This is a genomic window from Streptomyces sp. NPDC001219 (assembly GCF_053597915.1).
On the sequence record NZ_JBSFJF010000050.1, the window covers coordinates 1 to 23,536 of the forward strand.

General features: G+C 73.0%; 22 protein-coding genes. 8 read left to right on the top strand and 14 right to left on the bottom strand.

Going from position 1 to position 23,536, the window contains the following annotated elements; translation table 11 throughout:
• Positions 1 to 140: 140 nt before the first annotated feature.
• From ACWC9R_RS26780 to ACWC9R_RS26790, 3 genes are all read right to left on the bottom strand, one after another.
• Positions 141 to 1,535 carry a GNAT family N-acetyltransferase gene (locus ACWC9R_RS26780; RefSeq protein WP_450735246.1) on the bottom strand — a complete coding sequence of 465 codons (1,395 nt, stop codon included), beginning with the start codon at positions 1,533 to 1,535 and terminating at the stop codon, positions 141 to 143.
• Between the two features lie 84 nt (positions 1,536 to 1,619).
• A complete protein-coding gene (locus tag ACWC9R_RS26785) occupies positions 1,620 to 3,197 on the bottom strand; it encodes an alkaline phosphatase D family protein (RefSeq protein WP_450735247.1) in 1,578 nt (525 codons plus the stop codon).
• A 242-nt stretch (positions 3,198 to 3,439) separates the two neighbouring features.
• A complete protein-coding gene (locus ACWC9R_RS26790) occupies positions 3,440 to 4,270 on the bottom strand; it encodes an alpha/beta fold hydrolase (protein ID WP_450735248.1) in 831 nt (276 codons plus the stop codon).
• Between the two features lie 189 nt (positions 4,271 to 4,459).
• Between ACWC9R_RS26790 and ACWC9R_RS26795 the strand changes: the two genes are divergently transcribed.
• Together ACWC9R_RS26795 and ACWC9R_RS26800 are read left to right on the top strand one after the other, a co-directional pair.
• Positions 4,460 to 5,350, top strand: coding sequence for an RNA polymerase sigma-70 factor (locus tag ACWC9R_RS26795; RefSeq protein ID WP_450735249.1), 891 nt, complete (start codon positions 4,460 to 4,462; stop codon positions 5,348 to 5,350).
• A gap of 332 nt (positions 5,351 to 5,682) precedes the next feature.
• Positions 5,683 to 6,429 carry a GntR family transcriptional regulator gene (locus ACWC9R_RS26800; protein WP_450735250.1) on the top strand — a complete coding sequence of 249 codons (747 nt, stop codon included), beginning with the start codon at positions 5,683 to 5,685 and terminating at the stop codon, positions 6,427 to 6,429.
• 100 nt (positions 6,430 to 6,529) lie between these two features.
• Here the strand turns inward: ACWC9R_RS26800 and ACWC9R_RS26805 are convergent, their stop codons facing one another.
• Positions 6,530 to 7,702 carry an ROK family protein gene (locus ACWC9R_RS26805; RefSeq protein WP_450735251.1) on the bottom strand — a complete coding sequence of 391 codons (1,173 nt, stop codon included), beginning with the start codon at positions 7,700 to 7,702 and terminating at the stop codon, positions 6,530 to 6,532.
• Positions 7,703 to 7,866: 164 nt separating this feature from the next.
• On the opposite strand from ACWC9R_RS26805, the gene ACWC9R_RS26810 reads away from it, so the two are divergent.
• The gene (locus tag ACWC9R_RS26810; RefSeq protein WP_450735252.1) at positions 7,867 to 8,310 is read left to right on the top strand and encodes a hypothetical protein; all 444 of its coding nucleotides are present in this window, start codon (positions 7,867 to 7,869) and stop codon (positions 8,308 to 8,310) included.
• Here the strand turns inward: ACWC9R_RS26810 and ACWC9R_RS26815 are convergent.
• From ACWC9R_RS26815 to ACWC9R_RS26840, 6 genes are all read right to left on the bottom strand, one after another.
• On the bottom strand, positions 8,300 to 9,316 hold the full coding sequence (locus tag ACWC9R_RS26815; RefSeq protein WP_450735324.1) for a TolB family protein: 1,017 nt from the start codon (positions 9,314 to 9,316) through the stop codon (positions 8,300 to 8,302). The two genes, ACWC9R_RS26810 and ACWC9R_RS26815, sit on opposite strands and share 11 nt — an antisense overlap.
• Before the next feature lie 11 nt (positions 9,317 to 9,327).
• Positions 9,328 to 10,719, bottom strand: coding sequence for an MFS transporter (locus tag ACWC9R_RS26820; RefSeq protein ID WP_450735254.1), 1,392 nt, complete (start codon positions 10,717 to 10,719; stop codon positions 9,328 to 9,330).
• Positions 10,720 to 10,722: 3 nt separating this feature from the next.
• Complete coding sequence (locus ACWC9R_RS26825) at positions 10,723 to 11,550, bottom strand: alkaline phosphatase family protein (protein WP_450735325.1); 828 nt, start codon at positions 11,548 to 11,550, stop codon at positions 10,723 to 10,725.
• Between the two features lie 214 nt (positions 11,551 to 11,764).
• Positions 11,765 to 12,322: a G/U mismatch-specific DNA glycosylase gene (gene mug / locus ACWC9R_RS26830; RefSeq protein WP_450735256.1), complete on the bottom strand. Its 558-nt coding sequence runs from the start codon at positions 12,320 to 12,322 to the stop codon at positions 11,765 to 11,767.
• Between the two features lie 11 nt (positions 12,323 to 12,333).
• A complete protein-coding gene (gene purB / locus ACWC9R_RS26835) occupies positions 12,334 to 13,767 on the bottom strand; it encodes an adenylosuccinate lyase (RefSeq protein WP_450735327.1) in 1,434 nt (477 codons plus the stop codon).
• A gap of 113 nt (positions 13,768 to 13,880) precedes the next feature.
• The gene (locus tag ACWC9R_RS26840) at positions 13,881 to 14,681 is read right to left on the bottom strand and encodes an SGNH/GDSL hydrolase family protein (RefSeq protein WP_450735257.1); all 801 of its coding nucleotides are present in this window, start codon (positions 14,679 to 14,681) and stop codon (positions 13,881 to 13,883) included.
• A 123-nt stretch (positions 14,682 to 14,804) separates the two neighbouring features.
• Between ACWC9R_RS26840 and ACWC9R_RS26845 the strand changes: the two genes are divergently transcribed.
• On the top strand, positions 14,805 to 15,428 hold the full coding sequence (locus tag ACWC9R_RS26845) for a TetR/AcrR family transcriptional regulator (protein WP_450735259.1): 624 nt from the start codon (positions 14,805 to 14,807) through the stop codon (positions 15,426 to 15,428).
• Here ACWC9R_RS26845 and ACWC9R_RS26850 read toward each other — a convergent pair.
• The 4 genes from ACWC9R_RS26850 to ACWC9R_RS26865 form a co-directional block, all read right to left on the bottom strand.
• Positions 15,397 to 16,644, bottom strand: coding sequence for an FAD-dependent oxidoreductase (locus ACWC9R_RS26850; RefSeq protein WP_450735261.1), 1,248 nt, complete (start codon positions 16,642 to 16,644; stop codon positions 15,397 to 15,399). The genes ACWC9R_RS26845 and ACWC9R_RS26850 overlap by 32 nt on opposite strands.
• A 113-nt stretch (positions 16,645 to 16,757) precedes the next feature.
• Complete coding sequence (locus tag ACWC9R_RS26855) at positions 16,758 to 17,777, bottom strand: hemolysin family protein (protein WP_450735263.1); 1,020 nt, start codon at positions 17,775 to 17,777, stop codon at positions 16,758 to 16,760.
• Positions 17,774 to 19,117, bottom strand: a complete 1,344-nt coding sequence (locus tag ACWC9R_RS26860) for a hemolysin family protein (protein ID WP_450735264.1) — start codon at positions 19,115 to 19,117, stop codon at positions 17,774 to 17,776. Before ACWC9R_RS26860 ends, ACWC9R_RS26855 begins: the two co-directional genes overlap by 4 nt.
• A gap of 266 nt (positions 19,118 to 19,383) precedes the next feature.
• A complete protein-coding gene (locus tag ACWC9R_RS26865) occupies positions 19,384 to 19,818 on the bottom strand; it encodes a GNAT family N-acetyltransferase (RefSeq protein ID WP_450735329.1) in 435 nt (144 codons plus the stop codon).
• A 281-nt stretch (positions 19,819 to 20,099) separates the two neighbouring features.
• On the opposite strand from ACWC9R_RS26865, the gene ACWC9R_RS26870 reads away from it, so the two are divergent.
• From ACWC9R_RS26870 to ACWC9R_RS26885, 4 genes are all read left to right on the top strand, one after another.
• Positions 20,100 to 21,572: a cytosine permease gene (locus ACWC9R_RS26870; protein WP_450735265.1), complete on the top strand. Its 1,473-nt coding sequence runs from the start codon at positions 20,100 to 20,102 to the stop codon at positions 21,570 to 21,572.
• A 549-nt stretch (positions 21,573 to 22,121) separates the two neighbouring features.
• Positions 22,122 to 22,751 (top strand): CAP domain-containing protein, encoded by a 630-nt coding sequence (locus ACWC9R_RS26875; protein ID WP_450735267.1) that lies wholly within the window; start codon positions 22,122 to 22,124, stop codon positions 22,749 to 22,751.
• A 131-nt stretch (positions 22,752 to 22,882) separates the two neighbouring features.
• Complete coding sequence (locus ACWC9R_RS26880) at positions 22,883 to 23,155, top strand: toxin-antitoxin system HicB family antitoxin (RefSeq protein ID WP_450735269.1); 273 nt, start codon at positions 22,883 to 22,885, stop codon at positions 23,153 to 23,155.
• Complete coding sequence (locus ACWC9R_RS26885; protein ID WP_450735271.1) at positions 23,152 to 23,523, top strand: fic family toxin-antitoxin system, toxin component; 372 nt, start codon at positions 23,152 to 23,154, stop codon at positions 23,521 to 23,523. The genes ACWC9R_RS26880 and ACWC9R_RS26885 overlap by 4 nt, the downstream gene beginning before the upstream one ends.
• Positions 23,524 to 23,536 lie beyond the last annotated feature (13 nt).

The window sequence follows — 23,536 nt, forward strand, 5'->3', positions numbered from 1 at the left end:
CGCCTTGCTTGTTTGCTCCCCCGCCCCCCCACACCACCACCGCCCGTTCTTGTGTTCTCGGTCCCGCGCCCTTTGGTGGTGGGGGGGGCCGGGCGGGCGTCCGCACGCCCGGCCGGCGGGCCGGTGACGGTCCGGGGCGCTCAGCGGCGCCCGCTGCCGTCATGGAGGCGTACGCTCTCCTGCGCCACCCGGGGGGCGGGCAGGCCCGTCGGGCGTGCGGTGATCACCAGCGTGCCCTCCTCGATCTGGTAGTCGAGCGGCAGCCCGAGGCCGCGCATCGCGGCCACCATGCCGGTGTTCGAGGCCTGGGTGATCGCGTACACGCTCTCGCAGCCCGTCTCGCCCGCCATGGTGACCAGCCGGCGCAGCAGCTCGGCGCCGATACCGCGCTGCTGCCAGGCGTCCTCGACCAGCAGCGCGACCTCGGTCTCGTCGCCGTCCCACAGCAGATGGCCGAGCGCCACCAGCCGGCCGGAGGCGGTCTCCACGGCCAGGGTGCGGCCGAACCGCGGGCTGAGCAGATGGCCGAGGTAGCGGTCCGCGTCGCCGACCGGGCCGTGGTAGCGCAGCGCCAGGGTCTTCGAGGAGCAGCGGTCGTGCATCTCCCGGGCCGCGGCCAGGTCGGAGGTGTCGGCGCGGCGGACCGTGATCTCGTTGCCCTCGGGCAGCGTCAGCACATCGCGCCGCGGGGGCACCCGCTGGCCGAGCCGTGCGTCCAGATCGACCAGCGCGCGCACCCGGGCGAACTCGGTGGGGGTGAACGGCAATTGCGGCCTCTCGATGGTGAGCGAGCCCCCGGAGGGGTCGCGGAACTTCATGCGGTGCTCCTCCAGCACGCCCTCCGTGGGGACCGGCTCGGCGAGCGGCCGGCCGTGCAGGGAACGTGCGGGAACCGAATGGATGGTGCAGCGCCCCAGCAACTGGCGCAGGGCCAGCGGGAGTTCGGCGGAGTCCAGGGCCGTACGGGTCGCCAGGCCCAGCATCCGGGTCGGTGCGTCGACGAGGTCGTGGGCGTCGGCCCGCTCCAGCCAGCTGCGCCTGCCGCCCGCGCCGGCCACCGTACGGGTCAGCTCGTCGGGCGTCAGCGCACCGGGGGCACGCAGCAGGAACTCGTCGACCGTGCCGTCGGAGAGCGGGTGGGTCTGCAGGCTGAGGATGTCCACCCGCCGCGCGCCCAGCGCCGTGCACAGCGCGGCCAGGCTGCCCGGCTGGTCCCGGACCGTGGTCCGCATCCGCCACAGCACCGTCTCCTGGCCGCCGGCCCCGGGGGCCAGGTCGGCGGAGGACGGCGCCGTGGCGCCGGTATCGGTCGGCGGCGGGGCGTCCTCATGGCGTCGTGACCACCACAGGTGGAAGCCGGCCGTGGCAAGCACCGCCACCGCGGCCGCGCACAGCAGCACCGGGCCCGACGGGCCGTGTGTGAGGGTGTGGGCGAGGGCGTCGGCGACCGCCACGGCCGTGCAGAGGGCGGCCAGCTCGAGGACATGCCGCCGCTGCGGGCGGCGGGCGGAACGGGCAGAGGATGCTTCAGTCATGCACACAAGCCTGGCGGACAGGTGTTGCCTGATCGCCAACACCTTGTGTCCGACGGGTAAAAGACGCAATCGGCGCATTGGCTCCTACTGTCCTACCCGTCCCGGTTGCAGCACCTTGCTGAACAACACCTGGCCGCCCTCCTGCCGAAGCCGCACCGTCAGCTCCCCGCTGTCCCCGTCGATGTCGACCTCGCCGAAGTACTGCGGACTCTCCGCGGGGGAGGTGTTGGCACGGTCCGGCGCCTTGATGAACGACTGCTCGGGCCCGAAGGTTCCGTCCAGCTTCAGCGCCTGGAATCCGCCCGCGTTGAGCGGCCCCGAGACGAACTCCCAGAACGGCTCGAAGTCCTTGAACGCGGCCCGCTCCGGCGCGTAGTGCTGCGCCGCGGTGTAGTGGACGTCCGTGGTGAGCCAGACGGTTCCGGTCACCCGGTCGTGCTTGATGTGCCGCAGCAGCTCGGCCAGCTGCAGCTCACGCCCCAGCGGAGCGCCCGGATCGCCCTGCGCCACCGCCTCGAAGTTGGTCTTGCCGTCCGGGACGACCAGCCCCAGCGGCATGTCGGAGGCGATCACCTTCCACACCGCGCGGGACCGCGACAACTCCCGCTTGAGCCAGCGCAGCTGCTCCGCGCCGAGGATGCCCTGCGGGTCGTCGGTCTGCCGGCCCGGCGAATTGGCGTTCCGGTAACGCCGCATGTCCAGGACGAACACATCGAGCAGCGGGCCGTGCCGCACCACGCGGTACACCCGGCCGTCCCGGCGGCTGGGCCGCAGCGTACGGATCGGGAAGTACTCGCTGAAGGCGCGCAGCGACCGCGCGGACAGCACGTCCGTGCGCTTCTCCGTGTACCGGTCGTCGTCGAGCAGCTGCCCCGGGTACCAGTTGTTGTGCACCTCGTGGTCGTCCCACTGCGTGACCGTCGGCACCTGTGCGTTGAAGCGGCGCAGGTTCTCGTCCAGCAGGTTGTAGCGGAACGCGCCACGGAACTCGGCGAGCGTCTCGGCGACCTTGGACTTCTCCTCGGTCGTCACATTGCGCCAGATCCGGCCGTCCGGCAGCGTCACCCGCTCGGGGATCGGGTTGTCGGCGTAGATGTTGTCGCCGCTGCACAGGAAGAAGTCCGGGTTCCGGCGCCGCATGTCCTCGTAGATGCGGTAGCCGCCGCGGTCCGGATTGATGCCCCAGCCCTGCCCGGCCAGATCGCCGGACCAGTGGAAGCGGAGGTCCGCGCGACGCCCCGTGGGGGCCGTGCGGAACGTGCCGGAGACCGGCTCCCCGGTGCGCCGAGGGTCGTCCGGGTCGGCGAGCAGCACCTGGTAGTGGATCTGCTCACCGGACGGCAGGCCGTGCAGCGAGGTCACACCGGTGAAGTCGGTGTCCGGCCCGATCAGCGGGCCGTGCCAGGACCGGGCGTGCCGGAACGACTCGGTCGCCGCGGTCTGCACCACCATCCGGGCCGGCCGGTCGGACCGCACCCACACCAGCCCCGAGGAGGTGGTGACATCGCCGGCCTGTACGCCCCACTCGGCGCCCGGCCGCCCGCCTCGGGCCAGCGCCGGTGCGGCACCGGAAAGCGCGGGCAGCGCCAGCGCCGCCGAGCCCGCCGCCGCGCCCCGCAGCAGCGACCGCCGTCCGAAGCCGCTGCCGGATTCCTGTGCCATCTGCAACCTCCATGCCTCGACCGATCGTGCTGACCTGTTCGTATCGCTGTCCGGTGCCGCGCAGCCGAACGGACGGTGAACTCCGCACCGTTCACGGGCCACGGGGCACGGTGCGGCCTACGGGCCCCGGTCCCGCGGCCGGCGGACCCGGGCCATGGTCGCAAGCCCGCCGTCCGATCGCCAGGACACCGCCGTGGCACATACGGACCCGCTACGCGCCGCGGCCCCCGGGGACCGCACGCTCAGCCCACCGTGTCGAGGATGACCCGCGCCACCAGCGCCGGATCGTCGTTCATCGGCACATGACCGCAGCCCGGCAGCCGTACGAGCCGGGCGCCCGGGATGGTGTGCTTGGCGCGTACGCCCTGACGGGGGAGGAGCAGCCGGTCGCGGCTGCCCCAGGCGATCGTCACCGGGACGTCGGGCACGTCGGCCGTGAACCGCACCTCCCGCCCGGCCGCCAGCGTCGGGGCGAAGCCGGGTGCCTCGCGCAGCGCCCGGGTCTCCGCCACGACGGCGTCGGCCGAGCGGCGGCCGGGGTGCGCGTAGATGGTCCCGGTGAGCGACGCCCGGCCGAGGGCGCTCCGGGACAGTGACTCCACCACCGGCTCGGGCAGCGCCTGGGCACCGGCGTACATGCCGCGCAGCACCCCGAAGGCGTACCGCCGCTCGGCCGGCGTCCAGAAGCCCCCGGGCGACAGCGCGGTGACCGACCGCACGGCACGGGTACGGCCCAGCTCCAGCGCGAGCAGCCCGCCCAGCGAATTGCCCACCACATGTGGCCGCTCGGCACCGAGTTCGGCGAACGCCGCGGTGAGCAGCGGGACGACCGACGACAGGTCGTAGGAGGAGCCGTCCGGCAGGGCGGGGGAGGCGCCGAACCCCGGCAGATCGAGCGCGATGACCTGGTGGGAGGCGGCGAGGATGTCACACACCGGGCGCCAGGCCTGGAGATGGTGGCCGATGCCGTGCAGCAGGACGAGCGGTTCGCCCGCGCCCTTGCGCTCGTACGCGACCGTGAACGGCGGCCGGTCCTCGGGGGTGACACGGGCGAAGGAAACCGGGGCGGCCATGGGCGAACTCCTCTGATGGTGCGGGACTTTCGATGCTGCGGGACGTGCGCTGACACGATGCCAGGTGGGACTACTGAGCGGTATGGGGCGGCCGGGATGGGTGCGGGTGTGCCGCACCCCACGCTCCGAGTGGCCGCGGCGCCACGTTTTCCGCTGGACAAGGCCCCGGCCGCCGGGTGGGATGGAGAGGTGCTGAACGAATCCGCGACCGCGGCCACCGACGTCTTCGAGGAGCACCGCTCCGTACTCTTCGGAGTGGCCTACCGGATGCTCGGCCGGGTGGCCGACGCCGAGGACGTGGTGCAGGACGCCTGGCTGCGCTGGTCGGGCGCGGACCACGCGGCGGTACGCGAGCCGCGCGCCTTCCTCGTACGGATCACCACCCGGCTGGCCATCGACCGACTGCGCCAGGTGCAGTCGCGGCGCGAGTCCTATGTGGGGCCCTGGCTGCCGGAGCCGCTGCGGACCGATGTCGCCGCCGCCCCGGACACCGCCGAGCGCGCGGTGTTCACCGAGACGGTCACCCTCGCCGTGCTCGTCGTCCTGGAGTCGCTCTCACCTCTGGAGCGCGCGGTGTTCGTGCTCCGCGAGGCCTTCGGCTATCCGTACACGGAGATCGCCACCACCCTCGACCGCAGTGAGGCCGCGGTCCGTCAACTGGCCGGCCGGGCCCGGCGGCACGTGGAGGAGCGCAAACCGCGCTACGAGGTCGATCCGGACCGGCAGCGGGACCTGACCGAACGGTTCCTGGCCGCGGCGGCCGGCGACGATCTGGACGGGCTGCTGCGCCTGCTGGCGGCGGACGCCCGGCTGGTCGGGGACAGCGGGGGCAAGGCCAAGGCGCCGCTGCGGGTCATCGAGTCCGCCGACAAGGTGGGCCGCTTCCTCTTCGGCATCACCCGGACCGTGCCGCCGGGCCTGGAGTTCACCGTCCTCGAACTCAACGGTGGGATCGCGCTGTTGGCCCACCAAGATGGCGTACCGGACTCCGTCCTCCAGCTCGCCGTCGTGGACGGCAAGATCCAGACCGTCTACATCGTCCGCAACCCAGAGAAGCTGGAGTCGCTCGCGGCCGGCTGAGAGGGCGGGCGCCGCTGCGGGGGCTCTGAAACCGGCCGGGGAGGTGGCAGCGACATCGCTCGCGCCCCCCACTGGGCACCCCACGCGCACGGCGGCGTACGAGGCGCTACGCAGACGGACCGCGCTGCCCGTTCGGGCATGCCGGACGGTCCGAACCGGATACCGGATTGGTCTTGACCAAGGGTAGGGGCGCCCATATCGTCGGGATACTGCAACAACCTTTAATAAAGAAGCGCTCATAATCGGGCGCGCGACGGGCCCACAGCTCCCGGAGGCGCGTGCGGCCCGGGTGCCACGGGAACAGCCCGGTAGCGGCCAGTGCGGAGGACAGGGTGGGGACCACGCAGCTCGAAACGGTGCCGGAGCCGAAGTACTGGCACCTCAAGACCGTGCTCAGCGAGGCGCTGGACTCGGAGTTCGCGGTCGGCGAGATTCTGCCCAACGAGCGTGATCTGGCGGCCCGGTTCGGCGTCGCGCGGGCCACGCTCCGGCAGGCCCTCGAACAGCTGGAGCTGGAAGGCAGACTCCAGCGCCGCCGCGGTGTGGGCACCACCGTCGCCCCGCCCCGCGTCGGTGTCGCCGTCGCCCCCGCCCGCCCCACCTGGCCCGGTGCCGCCGGTGACGACTGGCAGCCGGTCGACGCCGTCGAGACCGACACCGTGCCCGCAGCGGTGGCCCGCCTGCTGGAGACGGCCGCCGGTGACCGGGTGCACCTCGTCCGCCGCAGCCGGGTCACCCAGGGGCAGCCGCTCGCCGCCGAGTCGCTGTACGTGCCGGTGGCCGCGCTCCCGGTCCGCCTGGAGGCCGGCGTGCTGAACGGCCCGGCCGGCGCGTACGCGGTGCTGGGGGAGTTGCAGTCGCTGGAACTGGACGGCCAGGACCGTACCGTCGAGCTCGGTTCGGCCCGTGCGGAGGACGCCAAGCAGCTGGACCGGCTGCCGGGCGCGCCCGTCCTGGTCGTCACCACCCGCTATGTCTCGGGAGGCCGCACGGCGGCCGTCGCGGTCTCCACCTACCGCGCCGACACCTGCCGGCTGACCTTCGGCGACAGCGACGCGGTCGCGCTGCTCACGGGCTGATTCCACCCGGCAGCGACGTACGGGCCCGCACGGGAGCGGGCCCGTAGCGTTGTGAGGGGCGGCCGTCGGGCCGTTGAGGGGCATCGCTCAGCAGCGGCGGTCAGGGGGCCGCGGTGCGGGGACGGCCCGTCACCGTGCCCTCCACCGCGAAGAGTTCACCCTCCACGTGGTCCAGCGCGAGCCGCAGCGCCCCGGTGGCCACCGCCGCCTCGCCGAGCTGCGACAGGGCCACCCGCGGCGGGCGCAGACAGTAGCGCGCCAACTCCCCGCGCAGCGGCTCCAGTACGCCCGCCAGGCCCGCCGCCCAGCCGCCGATCACCACCAGCTCCGGGTCCAGCGCCAGCACCAGCGCCGCGACATCGTGCACCAGCCGCCGGATGAAGCGGTCCACCGCCTCCCGCGCCTGTGCGTCCCCGTCCCGCGCCGCCGCGAAGACCGCCGCCACCTGTGCCTCGTCCAGGGGATGCAGCGGCTCTCCGGTCGTGGACAGCAGTTTCTCCGGCGTCGCCTCCCGGCCGAGCAGATGCAGCGCGCCGATCTCCCCGGCGGCTCCGCCGAAGCCGCGGTGCAGCCGTCCGCCGATCAGCGAGCCGGCCCCCGGGCTCAGCCCCGCCAGCACGAAAACGATGTCATCCGAGCCGGTCGCCGCACCCTGCCAGTGCTCGGCCACCGCGGCGGCGTTCGCGTCGTTCTCGACCAGCACCGGGCAGCGGAACGACCGGCGCAGCCGGTCACCCAGGGGCAGCCCCGTCCAGCCCGGCAGCGCGGTGCTCAGCCGGACGGTGCCGTCCGCCTCCACGATGCCGGGGCCGGCCACCCCGACGGCCCGCAGCGCACCGCGGGGCACACCGGTACGGCGCAGCAGGTCGGCCACCACCGCACGGACCCGTTCCAGCCGCTCGTCGGCCGGTGCGCGCTCCTCCACGGCGCGCTGCGCGGAGTCCAGCACCCGCCCGCCCAGATCGGACAGCAGGGCGGCGACGCGGTGCGGGCCGATCTCGATGCCCAGCAGATGCCCGGCCTCCGCACGGAAACGGAACCGGCGGGCCGGCCGCCCCTGGCGGCGCGTCTCCCCCTCCCCGGCGGCCGCCTCGGCCACCAGGCCGGTCTCGATGAGCCCCTCGACCACTCCCTCGACCGTCGGCCGGGACAGCCCGGTCACCTGGACGAGGTCGGTGAGCGTGGGGGAGTCCGCGGCGCGCAGCGCGTCCAGCACCACCGCGGAGTTGATCCGTCGCAGCAGGGAGGGGTCCCCGCCGGTGAGCCGCCCCAACGTCCGTCTCCCTCACTGTGCGTGTGGGGCGGATCGTAGCCGGTCAGAGGGTGGGCGGCGAGTCCCGCAGGAGGGAGGCACGGGCGGCCGGGGCGCGGCACGGGGTCCGCCCGCGTCCGTCACCGGGACGGTCAATTGTCAGACCCGCGCGGTTTACTGACGGCATGACCCTTGACGAGTATCTGACGGTCATCGACCAGATCCGGCTGCGGGAGTTCCCGGCGGTCCCGGGCCGGTCCGCCACGGTCGAGAGCGGCCCCGGCCACCACATAGCCGGGCTGCGGGTCAGCGGGGAGTTCTGGGACGCGGACCGCGCCGAGGTCGCGGAGACCGAGGAGGAGTTCACGGCCGAGCTGGCGGCGCTGGTACAGGCGCTCTCGTTACGGTGGGGCACGCCCGAAATACTCGATCTCACGCCCCACTTGGAACGGACCGCACAGGGCCTGCCGGTCCCGCCGCCGCTGGACACGCTGTGCGGATATGTCCCGCGGATGCACGGCTGGCGGGTCCGGGGCCGCTGGATCGGCACAGGGATCGGGCAGGGCTCCCCCGAGCTGCCGCTCCACCTGCTGGTGGCGGTCGCGGAGGAGGCGGCCGTCAGTGGGTGAACGCCGGGGCCAGGGCCGCGGAGAGGAGACGGCGGGGGCTGCCGGTGCCGTTGGCGGGGACGGTCCAGAGATCCGATCCGTAGTCGCCCGGCAGGGAGTAGACGAGGGTGTGGCCGTCGCGCCAGACCGCCTGGTCGTCGATGTTGCGGTGTTCGCCGGTCGCGGTCTCGCGCAGGGTGCGCAGATCGAGGACGTACAGCCGCCAGGGGGCGTCGGGGTCGGCGTCCGCGACGCGCTTCTTGTAGGCGATGCGGGTGCCGTCGGGGGACAGCGAGGGGCACTCGACGTTGGGGTGCAGGGCCCGGAGCGTTCGGGTGCGCCGGTCGCCGCGGACGAGATAGGTCTTTCCGCCCGTGGCGACGGTGGCGTAGAAGCGGGTGTCATCGGCGAAGGTGACGCCCCAGACGTTGATGTCGGCGGCGTGGACCCGGTGCCCGTCGACGGTCAGCGCATAGGTCTCCAGGTTGGCGTCCAGGTGCCGGCCGCGGGTGTCGACGATCGAGGTGCGGGTGGAGAAGGCGGTGCCCGCGTAGGAGTCGCCGCTGACGAAGACGGTCCAGGCGACGGTGCGGCCGCTGGGGGAGACCCGGGCGCGGGTGGGGGTGCCGGGCAGGTCGTAGTGGCGCAGGGGGCGCAGCCGGTGGTCCAGGAGGACGGCGCGGTAGGTGTCCCGGAGTTTGCCGTGGACGGCCTGAAGGCAGATACCGGTTCCGGCGGCCGCGTGGAACCGCAGGCAGCGGACCCCGGAGGCGGTGCGCGGGCCGCCGAGCCGTCCTTCCGGCACGGCGGTGATCTCGTCGCGGTGCGGCCCCCAGGCCATGTTGCGGAAGAGGCTCCGGTGCGGATCGTCCAGGCGCACCGGACCGGAGGCCACCTCGGGGCCGCCGGACTGTGTGCGGTCCTTCCGGTCGGCGCGTCCGGCGGCGTGCAGGGTCGCGGCGACGGCCACCCCGCCGAGGACGAGCACGGTGGTCAGCAGGATGAGCAGTCGTGCGGTGCGGCTCAGCGGGGTCGGGTTCACGGTGTGTGCTCCGAGAGGGAGTTCGGGGCCGCCGCCGGTCCGGCGGGCCGCAGCAGACGGGTGCTGAGGGCCGCGGCCAGGGCCAGCCCGGCGGCCGCGGCGAGGAGGGCGGTGTGGTCGCCCCAGGCGGTCCAGGCGGCGCCGAAGGCGAGCGAGCAGACGAAGCGGGCGGCCGTCTGGCCGGTCTGCACCACCGCCAGACCGCTGCCGCGGGTGTCCGCGGGCACCGCGTCGGCGGTCGCGGCCGCCAGCACCCCGTCGGTCGCCGCGTAGAACGCGCCGTGCAGGACGAGCACGGCACAGACCAGCGCCGTACCGGCGTGGAGAGGCGCCAGCAGCAGCCCGTAGGCGCACAGCAGCACCAGATGCCCCACCAGGAACAGCCGCCGTCGGCCGATCCGGTCGGCGATCGCGCCCATCGGCACCGCCAGCGACAGAAACGCCGCCGCGGTGCCCAGGGGGAGCAGCGGAAACCACCCCGCCGGGAGGTCCAGCCGCCGTTGCAGCGTCAGATACAGGAAGGAGTCGCTGACGGTGGTCAGCCCGAGCAGCACGGCACACACGGTCAGCCGGCGCACCTGCGGCCGGCCCAGCAGGTCGCGCACCGGCGTCCGGGGCCCGCCCGGGGCCCGTCCGGCGGCGCCCCTCGCGGCGGTGTCGTCCGTGGCCGTGTGCTCCGTGGTGGTGTCCTGCGCCGCGGTGTCCTGTGCCGTGGTCTCCCTCCGGGCGGACAGGGCGCGGCCCGGGACGAACAGCAGGAGGACGACCACGCCCAGCACGGCGACACAGAAGCTGACCGTGAACACCGCGTCATAGCCGTCCGCCGCCAGCCGCAGCAGCAGGAACGCCACCAGCGGGCCGCACAGCGCGCCCGCGGTGTCCATCGCCCGGTGCACCCCGAACGCCCGGCCGCGCGCGGCCGGCTCGGCGGCGAGGGAGATCATCGCGTCCCGTGGCGCGGTCCGCAGCCCCTTGCCGGTCCGGTCCACCGCCAGCACCGCCCCGATCAGCGGCAGTGAGTGCACCAGCAGTAACAGCGGCTTGCAGAGGGCGGAGAGCCCGTACCCCACCACGGCCACCATCTTGTGCCCGCGGCCTCCGCCCCGGTCCGACAGCCGCCCGCCCACCAGTCGGACCAGTGCGCTCACCCCGTTGTAGACCCCGTCCAGCACCCCGAACCCCAGGGGCGACAGGCCGAGTTCGGCGACAAGGTACAGCGGGAGCACGGCCGTGACCATCTCCGAGGAGATGTCGGTGATCAGGCTGACGGTGCCCAGGACCAGCACCGTGGACGGTACGGCGGCGCCGGCACGCCGCTTCCTCGCGGTGCGCCGGCCGCCCGGCCGCCCCTCCGTGGCAGGGCCCGGGCGGCCGTCTGTGAGATACACGGGTCAGCCCGCCCAGATACCGCTGATGTCCTTGGCGTCGGCGGCATGGCCCGCGTGCGAGGTGCCGTACATGTCCTCGAGGGTGCGCAGCACGTCGTAGTGGTTGTAGGTGGTGTCCGAGGTGGAGCCGGCCTGCACGGGCTCGCCGTACAGGACGGTCGGGATGCGGTTGCCGCTGAGCCGGTTGTCCTCGTCGAAGGTGACCAGCAGCAGGCTGTTGTGGGTCTTGGCCCAGTCGGCGTAGCTCTTGAGGTGGCTCTTCAGCCAGGTGTCACCCGTGGACACCGAGCAGTCGTGCATGTCGCTGCACAGGTTCGGCACCACGAACGAGATGGTGGGCAGCTTCGAGAAGTCGCTGGGGAAGGCGTCGAGGGTGTGCGCCGAGCCGGTGGAGACGTTGCTGAAGCCGAACCACGGGTTGTGCTTCTGCGCGTACTTGCCGCTCTTGCAGGTGGTCGAGCCGTCGGACGGCAGCGACTCGTTGTAGCTCGCCCAGGACTTGCCGGCCGCGGTCAGCTCGGAGGCGAGGTTGGGGGCGTCGCTGAACCCCGGGTCGACGCAGCTGTCGTCGGTGACGCCCTGGGTGTCGCCGGAGAAGAGGGCGTAGTAGTTGGGCTGGCTGGGGTGGGTCTCGGCGTAGGACGCCTTCAGGCTGGCGCCGCCGGAGGCCAGGGAGTTGACGTACGGGGCGCTGGAGCTGCCGACCACCTGGTCGTAGGCGTGGTTCTCGAAGACCACCACGACCACATGGTCGGGGGTGGGGACAGCGGCCGCGGCGGGCTCGGCGCCGAAGCCGTTGCCCGCCCAGAGGCCGAGGCCGGCGGTGGCCAGGCCGAACGCCCCGGCGAGCGCGGTGACTCTGCGGCGGCGCGAGCGGCGGACACGGTGGGAGGAGGGGGACGCGGCGGCGGAGGGTGACGCGGACGAGGCAGGCACGGGGTCTCCGTAAGGGAGTGGGGGGCGTGCGCGGGCGGCGTCAGAGTAGAGCGGTCACATAGGCATGTACATGCCTTCGAAGTGACCGGCGGCCGAACGGCCGACGACCTTATGCGCCGTCGTCCTCCGCGAACGCCGCGGCGCGCAGCCGCCCGTATTCCTCGGCCATGGTCGCCACCGTCCAATGGGCGTTCAGACCGCTGGGGTTGGGCAGGGCCCAGATCCGGGTGTCGCCCAGCGTCCGCTGCTGCGGCCCGATCGCGGCCTTCTTGTCGTCGAAGGCGACGCGGTACGCGGTGACACCGGCGACGGCGAGCCAGCGCGGGCGCAGCCGGGCCACCTTCTCGGCCAGCAGCCGGCCGCCCTCGCGGTACTCCTGCGCGGTCAGCTCGTCGGCCTTGGCCGTCGCCCGTGCCACGACATTGGTGATGCCCAGGCCGTGGGAGAGCAACTCCGCCTGCTCGGCGGGCCGGAACTGGCGCGGGGTGAACCCGGCGGCGTGCAGCACCGGCCAGAAGCGGTTGCCGGGGCGGGCGAAGTGGTGGCCGGTGGCCGCCGTCATCAGCCCGGGGTTGATGCCGCAGAAGAGCACGCGAAGGCCGCTCGCGGCCACGTCGGGGACGAGGCGGTCACGAGCGGCTTCCAGCTCTTCGGGGGTGAAGCGCACGGGTCCCCGCGTCAGAGGATCGAGCCGGGGGTGTACGCCGCGGCCTCGGGGTGCTGCTTGCTGACCTCCTCGACCCGGGCGACGACGGACGCCACCTGGTCGGCCGCGGCACCGGTGAAGGAGAGCTTGTCCGCCATCAGCGCGTCCAGCTCCGCCCGGTCCAGCGGAATCCGCGCGTCCGCGGCCAGCTTGTCCAGCAGCTCGTTGCGCTCCGCGCCCTGCTCCCGCATGGCCAGCGCCGAGGCGACCGCGTTCTCCTTGATCGCCTCGTGCGCCTCCTCGCGGCCCACACCGGCGCGCACCGCGCCCATCAGCACCTTGGTCGTGGCGAGGAAGGGCAGGTAGCGGTCCAGCTCGCGGGCGACGACGGCGGGGAAGGCGCCGAACTCGTCGAGCACGGTCAGGAACGTCTCCAGCAGACCGTCCAGCGCGAAGAACGCGTCCGGCAGCGCGACCCGGCGCACCACGGAGCAGGACACATCGCCCTCGTTCCACTGGTCACCGGAGAGCTCACCGGTCATCGAGGCGTAGCCGCGCAGGATCACCATCAGGCCGTTGACGCGCTCGCAGGAGCGGGTGTTCATCTTGTGCGGCATCGCCGAGGAGCCGACCTGGCCGGGCTTGAAGCCCTCGGTGACCAGCTCGTGACCGGCCATCAGCCGGACGGTCTTGGCCAGCGACGACGGCGCGGCGGCCAGCTGCACCAGCGCGGTCACCACGTCGTAGTCCAGCGACCGCGGGTAGACCTGGCCGACGGAGGTGAAGGCCTGGCCGAAGCCGAGGTGCGCGGCGATCCGCTGCTCCAGGTCGGCGAGCTTGGCGGCGTCCCCGCCGAGCAGGTCCAGCATGTCCTGGGCGGTGCCCACCGGGCCCTTGATGCCGCGCAGCGGGTAGCGGGAGAGGAGATCCGTAAGGCGCGCGTACGCCACCAGCAGCTCGTCCGTCGCGGTCGCGAAGCGCTTGCCCAGCGTCGTGGCCTGCGCCGCGACGTTGTGCGAGCGGCCCGCCATCACCAGCTCGGCGTTCTGGGCGGCCAGCGAGCCCAGGCGCGCCAGCACGGCGACCGTACGGTCCCGCATCAGCTCCAGCGACAGCCGCACCTGCAGCTGCTCGACGTTCTCCGTCAGGTCGCGGGAGGTCATGCCCTTGTGGACCTGCTCATGGCCGGCCAGGGCGTTGAACTCCTCGATACGGGCCTTGACGTCGTGCCGGGTGACCTTCTCGCGCTCGGCGATCGAGGCCAGGTCGACCTGGTCCAGGACCCGCTCGTAGTCGGCCAGCGCCTGCTCGGGGACCTCCACCCCCAGGTCCTTCTGCGCGCGCAGCACGGCCAGCCACAGCTTCCGCTCCAGCTTGACCTTGTATTCGGGGGACCACAGCACGGCCAGCTCCGCGGAGGCGTAGCGGCCGGCCAGGACATTGGGGATGCGAGGCTTCGCAGACACAGCAGTCACGTGGTCAGAGTCTACTGGCGGTTTGCGCAGGCCAGCGCCCCGGTCCCGGCTGTAGCTTCCTCCAAGCCGGGGCCCGGCGGTCCGGAGCCCGGCACCAGCGGCTGTCAGCCCTCGTACGGCAGCAGCTCCGGGCGCTTGGCGGGGCGGCCGTCACCGGAGGACCGGCCGGTGAGCCGCCGGACTGTCCACGGCACCAGATGCTCGCGCGCGAACCGCAGATCCGCGGTGCGCCGCGCACGCCAGTCCGGTGGGGCGGCGGCCGGCAGCGGGGTGTCCCAGTCCGGCTCCGCGGCCTGCCCGAGCGCCTGCCAGACGGCCTCCGCCACCCGGCGGTGCCCCTCGGCGTTCAGATGCAGCCGGTCGTCGGCCCACATCCGCGGGTCGGACAGCGACCGCGAGGCATACAGATCCACGACCACCGCGCCGTGCCGCGCGGCCACCTCGTCGATCCGCGCGAACAGCTGCTCCATGCGCGGCCGGAAACGCTCCAGCACCGGTCCCTGCCGCCCCGGGCTGCGCATCAGCACCAGCTGCCCGCCGCCCGCGGCCAGCAGCGCGGCGGCGTCCTCGAACCGGGCGCACACACGGTCCACGTCGCACCGGGGCCGCAGGACGTCGTTGAGCCCGCCGACCAGCGTCACCAGATCGGCGCCCATCGTGGCCGCCGGCCCGCACTGCTCGTCGGCGATCTGCCCGATGAGCTTGCCGCGCACCGCGAGATTGGCGTAACGGAAGACCGGCGCGGTGGCGGACTCCCCGGCGGGCGGCCGGGCGGCGGCGGCCAGCCGGGCGGCGAGCAGATCGGCCCAGCCGCGGTAGGAGCCGTCCGGCAGACCGTCCGACATTCCCTCGGTGAAGCTGTCGCCGACCGCGACGAAACTGGTGTACCGGGCATTTATCTCCATGGCGCGGTGATCCTACCGCTCGCCGTACCGCGCGGTATGCCCGGTCCCCCGGGAGGTGACGGCTCCCGCCGTGTACGGTCTGGTGTCGTCCGGACGGCGAGGAAAGAGGCAGGTGGCCGCGCGATGACTCCCCGCCGGGGCGACGGTCCCGACGAGCCGACGCTCACCGAACGGGTCCGCCGTCAGCAGCTCATCGACGCCACCATCGACCTGATCTCCACCCGGGGTTACCCCGCGACCTCGCTGTCGGCGATCGCCGAGCGGGCCGGACTCTCCAAGGCCGCGGTGCTCTACCACTTCTCCTCGAAGGACAAGCTGACCAAGGCGGCGCTGGAACAGGTGATGGAGCAGTTCAGCGCCTACGTCACCGAGCGGCTGGCGCGGGCGGCCGGCCCGCGGGACGCGATCGTCGCCTACGTACGGGCGATGGTCGGCTACCAGCAGGCCAACCGCCGCCAGGTCCGGGTGATCACCGAGATGCTGCTCGACGACGAGGGAGGCACCCGCCTCAAGACGCCGGGCTCCCATGACACCCACGGCCGGTGGCAGGGCCTGGCCGAACTGCTGACGGAAGGTCAGCGGGCGGGTGTGCTGCGGGAGTTCGATGTGCAGACCGTCGCCCTGGCGATCGGCGGCGCGATCGACGGGGTGATCGCGCACTGGCTGGCCCACCCGGAGCTGGATCTGGACGCCGCGGCCGTGGAACTGGAGGAGTTCACCCTCCACGCGATCGAGCGCCGGGGCTGACCCGGGCGAAGGCGGGGGCGCGCTCGGGGCGTATCCCGAACCCGCCCAGCAGGCCGGTCACGGTCCGCAGCGGCGGCACCCGGCGCAGCAGCCGCACCGGTACCGGCAGTCGGTCGCCGTCGAGCGTGCCGGCCAGCGCGGAGCGGATCATCGTGTGCTCGGCCCGCTGGGAGCGCTGCAGCACGGCCACCGGCAGCTGCCGCCGCTTCTGCACCCGCGCCAGGTCGGCCGCCGTGACCGCGCCGCGGCGCAGTGGTTCCGCCAGTATCCGGGCCGCGGCGACCGCGTCCTGCAGTGCGAGGTTGACCCCCACACCGCCGACCGGCGACATGGTGTGCGCCGCGTCCCCGAGGCACAGCAGCCCGTGCCGGTACCAGCGCCGCAGCCGGCCGAAGGTGACCTCCAGCAGCTTGACGTCGTCCCACGAGGCGATCGCGCCGGTCACCTCGTCGTCCCAGCCGAACAGCGCCCCGAGACGGTCCCGCAGCCACTGGATGTCGTGGGTGCGCAGCTCCGCGTCCCGGCCCTTCTCGATCAGGTAGGAGGTCTGGAAGTACGTGCCGCGGTCCATGGTGACCGCGACCTGGCCCTCGCCGAAGTGGGCGAACACCCGCCCGGCCGTGAGGTCGTCGGCCGGGGCGTCCACCCGCACCTGCCAGACGTCCATCGGCACCTCGAAGGGCCGCTGCCGGAGGCCGGCAGCCCGCCGGACCACCGAGTCCCGGCCGTCGCAGGCGACCGTCAGGTCCGCGGCCAGCTCGCCCGGAGTGCCGTGCGCGTCGACGTACCGCACCCCCGTGACGCGGCCGTCGTCGGTGAGCAGCCCGCGGACCTCGGTCCGCATCCGCAGGGTGAAGTGCGGCTCCTCGGCGGCCGCGCCCGCGAGCAGATCGAGGAAGTCCCACTGCGGGACCATGGCGAAGTACTTGTGCCGGCCGGGGATGCGCCGCATGTCGGTCATCACGACCGTGGTGCCGCCGATCCTGGCGCGCATCTCCTCCAGTCTGGCGAACGGCAGCCGCGCGAAGGCCTCGCCGAGACCGAGTTCGTCCAGCAGGCGCAGGGTCGACGGATGGACGGTGTCGCCGCGGAAGTCCCGCAGGAAGTCGCCGTGCTTCTCCAGGACGGTCACCTCGACACCGGCCCGGGCCAGCAGCAGCCCCAGCATCATTCCGGCGGGTCCGCCGCCCACGATGCAGCACGTGGTGCGTTCCATGTCCTTGCCCCCTCCTCGCGTACGCATGCGATGACGACCGGCGCGGACGCACGCGTCTGACCGATCGGTCAGCAATCTAACCGATCGGTCAGACGTGGTGAACGCCGCCCCCGTCAGGCCGCGGGGCGTTGCAGCACCAGCTCCCGGAGCACGTCCTCCATCGTCACCAGCCCGGACAGCCGCCCGTCGTCGCCGATCACCGCGGCCAGATGCGTACTCGATCCGCGCATCGCCGTCAGCACGTCGTCGAGCAGCGTCGAGGCCTTCACCCGGGCGATCGGGCGCAGCGCGGAGACCGGGAAGGGCTGACTGCGCGGGCTGGCGTCCAGCGCGTCCTTGACGTGCAGATAGCCGAGGATGCGCCGGGTGTCGTCGACCACGGGGAAGCGGGAGAAGCCGGACTCGGCGGCCAGCCGCTCCAGCTCCTCGGCGGTGACCCCCATCCGTGCCGAGACGACCTGCTCGGCCGGCAGCACCACGTCCCTGACCGGGCGGCGGCCCAGCTCCAGCGCGTCGCGCAGCCGCTCCTTCGCCCGCTCGTCGAGCAGACCGGCCTGCCGGGAGTCCTCGACCATCTTCGCGAGCTGGTCGTCCGAGAACGTCGCGGCCACCTCGTCCCTGGTCTCCACCCGCATCAGCCTGAGCAGCCCGTTGGCCAGCGCGTTGATCGCGAAGATCGCCGGGCGCAGGGCCCGGGTCAGCGCGACCAGCGGCGGCCCGAGCATCAGCGCGCTGCGTACCGGCTCGGCCAGCGCGACGTTCTTCGGCACCATCTCGCCGAGGAGCATGTGCAGATAGGTCGCCAGCGACAGCGCGATCACGAAGGAGATCGGGTGGATCAGCGCGGTCGAGATGCCCACCGCGTGGAACAGCGGTTCCAGGAGATGGGCGATGGCCGGCTCGGCGACCGCGCCCAGCACCAGGGTGCACAGGGTGATGCCCAGCTGGGCCGCCGCCAGCAGGGCCGAGACATGCTGGAGACCCCACATCACGCTCGCCGCCCGGCGGTCACCGCGCTCGGCGTACGGCTCGATCTGGCTGCGGCGCACCGAGATCAGGGCGAACTCGGCGCCCACGAAGAAGGCGTTGACGACCAGCGTCAGCAGACCCACGAACAGCTGCAGCGCGGTCATCGGCGGGCCCCCGTCTCCTGCTCGTCGGTGCTGCCCGGCAGCGGGGCGTGCAGCAGCACCCGCGCCGCGCGGTGCCCGGCGGCGTCCAGCACATCCATCGACCAGCCGGCCACTTCCAGGGTGTCGCCGGCTTCCGGTATCCGGCCCAGCTCGGTGGCGATCAGGCCGGCCAGGGTCTCGTACGGGCCCTCCGGGAGCCGCAGCCCGATCCGTTCCAGCTGGTCGGTGCGTGCGGCGCCGTCGGCCTGATAGGCCCTGCGGCCCTCCGCGTCGGTACCGGCCGGCGCCAGGTCGGGCGTCTCCAGCGGGTCGTGTTCGTCGCGGACCTCGCCGACGACCTCCTCGACGATGTCCTCCAGCGTCACCACGCCGGCCGTGCCGCCGTACTCGTCGATGACCACGGCCATCGTGCGGCGGCCGGAGAGCCGGTCGAGCAGCCGGTCCACGGTCAGCGTGGTCGGCACCAGCAGCGGCTCGCGCACCAGCTCGGAGACCGGGTGGCGGGGGCGGCGCTCGGCCGGGACGGCCAGGACGTCCTTGATGTGCGCGACCCCGACGACGCTGTCCGGGCTGCCGCGGTAGACGGGGAAGCGGGACAGCCCGGTCGCCCGGGTCGCGTTGGCCACGTCCTCCGCGGTGGACTGCACCTCCAGCGCGATCACCTGCACCCGCGGTGTCATCACGTTCTCCGCGGTCAGGTCGGCGAGGTTGAGGGTGCGGACGAAGAGCTCGGCGGTGTCCGGCTCCAGCGCGCCCTCCTTGGCGGAGTGCCGGGCCAGCGCCACCAGCTCCTGCGGGCCGCGGGCCGAGGCCAGTTCCTCGGCCGGCTCCAGACCCATCCGGCGGACCGTGCGGTTGGCGGTGTTGTTGAGGTGCCGGATCAGCGGTCTGAACGCGGCGCTGAACACGCGCTGGGCGGTGGCGACCTTCTTCGCGATGCCCAGCGGGTTGGAGATGGCCCAGTTCTTCGGGACCAGCTCACCGACGACCATCAGGACGACCGTGGAGAGCGCCGTGCCGAGGACCAGGGCCACCGAGTCCGCCACCGAGCGCGACAGGCCCAGCGCGTCCAGCGGTCCGGCCAGCAGGGTGGCGATGGCCGGTTTGGACAGCATGCCGATGACCAGGCCGGTGACGGTGATGCCGAGCTGCGCCCCGGAGAGCTGGAAGGTGAGTCCGCGGACCGCCTTGAGGGCGCTGTCCGCGCCCCGTTCGCCGCGCTCGGCGGCGCGTTCCAGTTCGCTGCGCTCGACGGTCGTCAGTGAGAACTCGGCCGCGACGAAGACCCCGCAGGCCAGGGTCAGGAGGAGCGCCACGCCCAGCAGGAGCAGGTCGGTCATCGGGTCACCTCCGTCCCATGATCGAACAGGATCGGGAGGTTCGCGCTCTGTCGGGAGGATGACCAACAACTGGGAGGCTCGCCCATGGCTGGACGCTCACACACCTTTCACTGACGTAGGGGAACACCCATGGTAAAGGATCAGCAAAGTCCCCGATGCGTGACGAGTGCCGGTATGTGAGGAGCGTCGGTAGGTGAGGAGCCCCGGCAGGAGAAGAGCCCGCCCCGGGGCCGGGACGGGCTCGGTGTGCGCTCCGGGCGGCGCGCTCAGTCGTCGAGGTGTTTGACCCAGCGGCTCCACTGCGGCTCGGGCGCGTAACCCGCCGCACGCCACGCCCGCTGCGCGAGGTCGTTGCGGTCCAGCACCATCGCGTCACCGCGCCGGCCGCCCAGCGCGCGGAACCGCTCCTCGGCCGCCGCCAGCAGCGCCCCGCCGACGCCCTGCCTGCGGTGCCCGGGGTGGACGGCCAGCCGGTAGAGATGGCAGCGCCAGCCGTCGAAGCCGGCGATCACCGTGCCCACCAGCACCCCGTCCCGCTCGGCCAGCAGCAGCGACTCGGGATCACGGGCCACCAGCCGGGCCACACCGTCGCTGTCGTCGCTGATGCTGGTGCCCTCGGCGGCCACCTTCCAGAAGGCCAGTACGGCATCGAGATCGGCCGGCGTCCCGGCCCGCACCTGAAGATCACTCATGGCCGCAATCCCATCACCGGGCGGCGCGGGGTGTCGAACGGATTCCCCTCCGCGGGACCGCGGCGGAGCGCGGCGTACGCCCCCGCGTCCTGCACCGAGATGGAGATCCGGGGGAGGACTGATCTTGGACATTGACCTGGTGGCCCGGGTGCCCGAGACTCCGTTGAGCCCCCCTCGGCGGCCGCCCGCCCCACCGGTCATCCGGCAGCTTCCCGCTGCCCACCGCCGGTTGGCCGTCCCGTCACCCACCAGCCCGCGACCCCGCGCGGGCTCGCCCCGAGGAGGCCACCGTGACCCATCGGCACGGAGCCGCGCGGCCCGCCGCGGCCGGACCCCACACCGTCGACGAGGTGCCACAGCGCGCACGGCACGGGGGTGCCCGTGCGCTGTTCACCCTGGGGCTCGGCACCCATGCCGCCCCGCTGGCACTGGTCACCGGCGCGATGGTGGTGCAGGTGTGTCATCAGCCGCTGTGGTCGGGCGTCCTGGCGGTGCTCGTCGGGCAGTTGCTCGGCGGGATGTTCACCGCGGCGCAGCGTGTGCACGGCTCGCGGCCCGGCGGGGCACAGCGGCGCACGAGCCGGACCGGGCTCGGGGCGCCGGGCGCCCTGGCGGGCACGGCCCTCGCGGCCGTCGTCTACGTCGTGTGCTTCGCCGCCCACCTCGCCCTCGCCGGGAAGTCCCTGCACCTCCTCGCGCCGGGCCTGCCGGACGGCGCGGGCATCCTGCTCGGCACCGTGGGCGCCGCGGTGCTCTGCCTGACCGGCCGTCGCCGCGCCCTTCACAGGGTGGCGGCGGTGGGGCTCGCCCTCGGCGTCCTGGCCGTCCTCGGGATCGGCGTGGCCCGTGGCCTGCCGGCGGACTTCCTCACCAGGGGCGGCTTCACCTTCGCCGGCTGGCTCGCGATCGTCTCGCTCAGCGCCCTGTGGCAGCCGGCCTTCGCCCTGTACCGCCCGCACCCCGCGCGCCCGCCGGCCCGCACCGCCGCGACTCCCGCCGGCTTCTGGGCGACGTACGGGGGCTGCTGCCTGGGCTCCCTGCCGCCGTTCCTGGCCGGTGCGGCGGTCGCCCCCGCCTGCCCCGGTCCGGGGGGCGCCGCCGGATTCCAGGCCACGGCCGGGGAGTTCGGGCCGGTGCTGCTGGTGCTCTTCCTCGTCAGCGTCCTCAGCCACACCGCGCTCCATCTCTCCCGCGCGGTGCACATGACGCTCACCCTCGGGCGGATCTCCCGGCCCCGGCGGCTGCCCCGCCCGAGCGTCCGCGGCGCGGTCTGCGCGCTCGTCCTGACGGGCGGACCTGCGCTCGCCCTCGGCCTGTCCGGAGACTTCGGGACCCGCTTCGGTGAAATGGCCGTGGTGCTGCTGGCCGTGATGGTGCCCTGGGCCGCGATCACCGTCGTCGACATCGCGCTGCTGCGGCAGGGCCGTCCGGACCCCGATGAGCTCTGCGACCCGGACGCCGTCCCCTACGGCCGCGTCGACCCGGTCGCGCCCGGCTCGTACGCCCTGGGCATCGCTGTCCAGATCCCGTTCCTAGCCGCCGGTCCGTACGCCGGCCCGCTGGCGGAGTACGTCGGCGGCGCGGCGCTCTCCTGGCTCGTCGGGCTGACCGTGACCGCGCCGCTGTACTTCCTGTGGGCGCGCTCCCGGCGGCGGTGCGAGGGCGGAGCGGTGCTCAGCATGCGCGAGCAGGCCGCCCGCATCCTCGATCCGCTCCGGCCCCTGTACCCCGAGGACGTACGCGGCTTCGCGGACACCCGCTAAGGGGTGTCCGCACCCCGATTTCCCGCTTCCGGCCCTTCCTGCGCCAGGCACAGAAATTCTGTGCCTGGCCCGAAATTCCCTTTCTCTGGGCCTTCCTGAAAGGGCGGTGCGGCATCCTACGGATGTTCCCGGGGTTTGGCGAATCGCCATCGGATCTCCGGTGCAAGTTCCTTTGTGCCGACGGCTTTCCGGAGGCGAGAGCCGGCCAACTTCCCGCGATCCGGGGAATCCGATGTGCGGCGACTCCTCAACTCCATTAATTCAAGGGGGAGTTAGGTGAAGTGCCGGGATGCCCGAGGTTTCGGGGGTGGCATTGTCGGACTTTCAAAGGTGGCTGAAAGCGGGCATGTTGCCTCATTCTGGCCGCGTGTGAAGTGCGGTGAGGCAACTTCGGCCGGGTTTCGTGGCTGGATTGTTTTGTTACGGTGACCCCTGTTCTCGGAAAGGCAGTTCGGGTGACCGGACCGGCCTGTGGGGAGTGGTGGGCGCTTTTCCCGCGCCCACCACTTTCCGTTCCGGTATTCCCCCATGGAGACGATTTAGTTGAACGTGAAACTCCCTTCGCGGAAGCGTGAGGCGCGCGGTACCCACCGGCGCAGGGCCCGGATGATTCCGCTCGGCATCCTGGCCTCGGTCGGCGTCCTCGGTGGAACGCTGGCGGTGTTCAACTCCCAGGACAACGCCACGGCGAACGAGGCCTTCCCCCAGGCCTCGCACAGCGCCACCCCCGACGGCACGTCGAGCGACCGGCCCTCGACGCCCGCGCCGAAGGCGACCGCATCGGGGAACAGCAAGATCGACCGCTACGAGGCGGAGATCCACCGCCTGGTCAACAAGGCGCGGACCGAGCACGGCTGTGCCCCCCTGCACCGCGACCCCCGCCTGGACAGGGCAGCCCGGCTGCACAGCCAGGACATGGCCGCCCACAGCCACTACTCGCACTCGTCCACCAACGGCATGGACCCCAAGGAGCGGATGGAGGCGCAGGGCTACCACGACGCCTCGGCGGAGAACATCGACGCCTGGCCGACCACGCCCCAGGGCGCCTTCGACGCCTGGATGCACAGCCCCGGCCACCGGGCCAACATCCTCGGCTGCAAGTCCAAGGGCACCGGCATAGGTGTCGCCCTGGGCGGCAAGCACCGGGCCTACTGGACGCAGGACTTCGGCTACAAGTAAGCCGGGCCGCGACCCCGCCCGCCCGGACGCCGCACAGCGGGGCGACCGGGCGGGCGGCGGCCCTCCGGACCGGCGCCGCCGGCCCGCGCCGCCGCTTGCCGCTGCTAGCGGAAGCGCGCTAGCTTTGAGGAGTGGCGAAGACGCAGCTGAACGTCAGGGTGGACGAAGCCACTGCCGAAGCGGCGCGAGAGCGCGCTCTGCAGCGGGGAGTGAGCATGAACCGCTATATCGAGGAACTCGTCCTGAAGGACGCCGGCGAGGTCGGCCAGACCTTCGTCGAGGCCGCCGCCGACTTCATGAAGCAGTACGAGCGGGTCTTCGCCGAGGAATTCGGTCTGCACCCCGGCAGCGCCCCTGCCGCCGCGAACCCCACCGACCACGAAGGACTGCCGGGCACCACGTGACGCTGCGCATCGACCTCGCCTGGCTCCTCCTGATCGCCGAACACCACACCCCCGGAGACCCCCAGGTCACCGACTGGGGCGCCCTGGTGGCCGCCGTCAGCCGCCATGAAGCCGAGATATTCGGCGTCCCCGTCTACACCGACCCCCAGGAGCGCGCCGCCGCGCTGCTCCAGCTCCTGCTCCAGGTACCGGCGTTGGAGGGCGCGAACGCGATGTTCGCCACCGCCGTCGCCTACGGGTACCTCGTCGCCAGCGGCCTGAAGGTCGCCACCTCCCCCGAGCGGGTCCGCGACCTGGCCCGCCTCGTCAAGGACGGCAGGGCCGATGTCCACGCCATCGCGGACGAACTGCGCGCCTGGACGGTCTGAGGGCCGCCGCCGC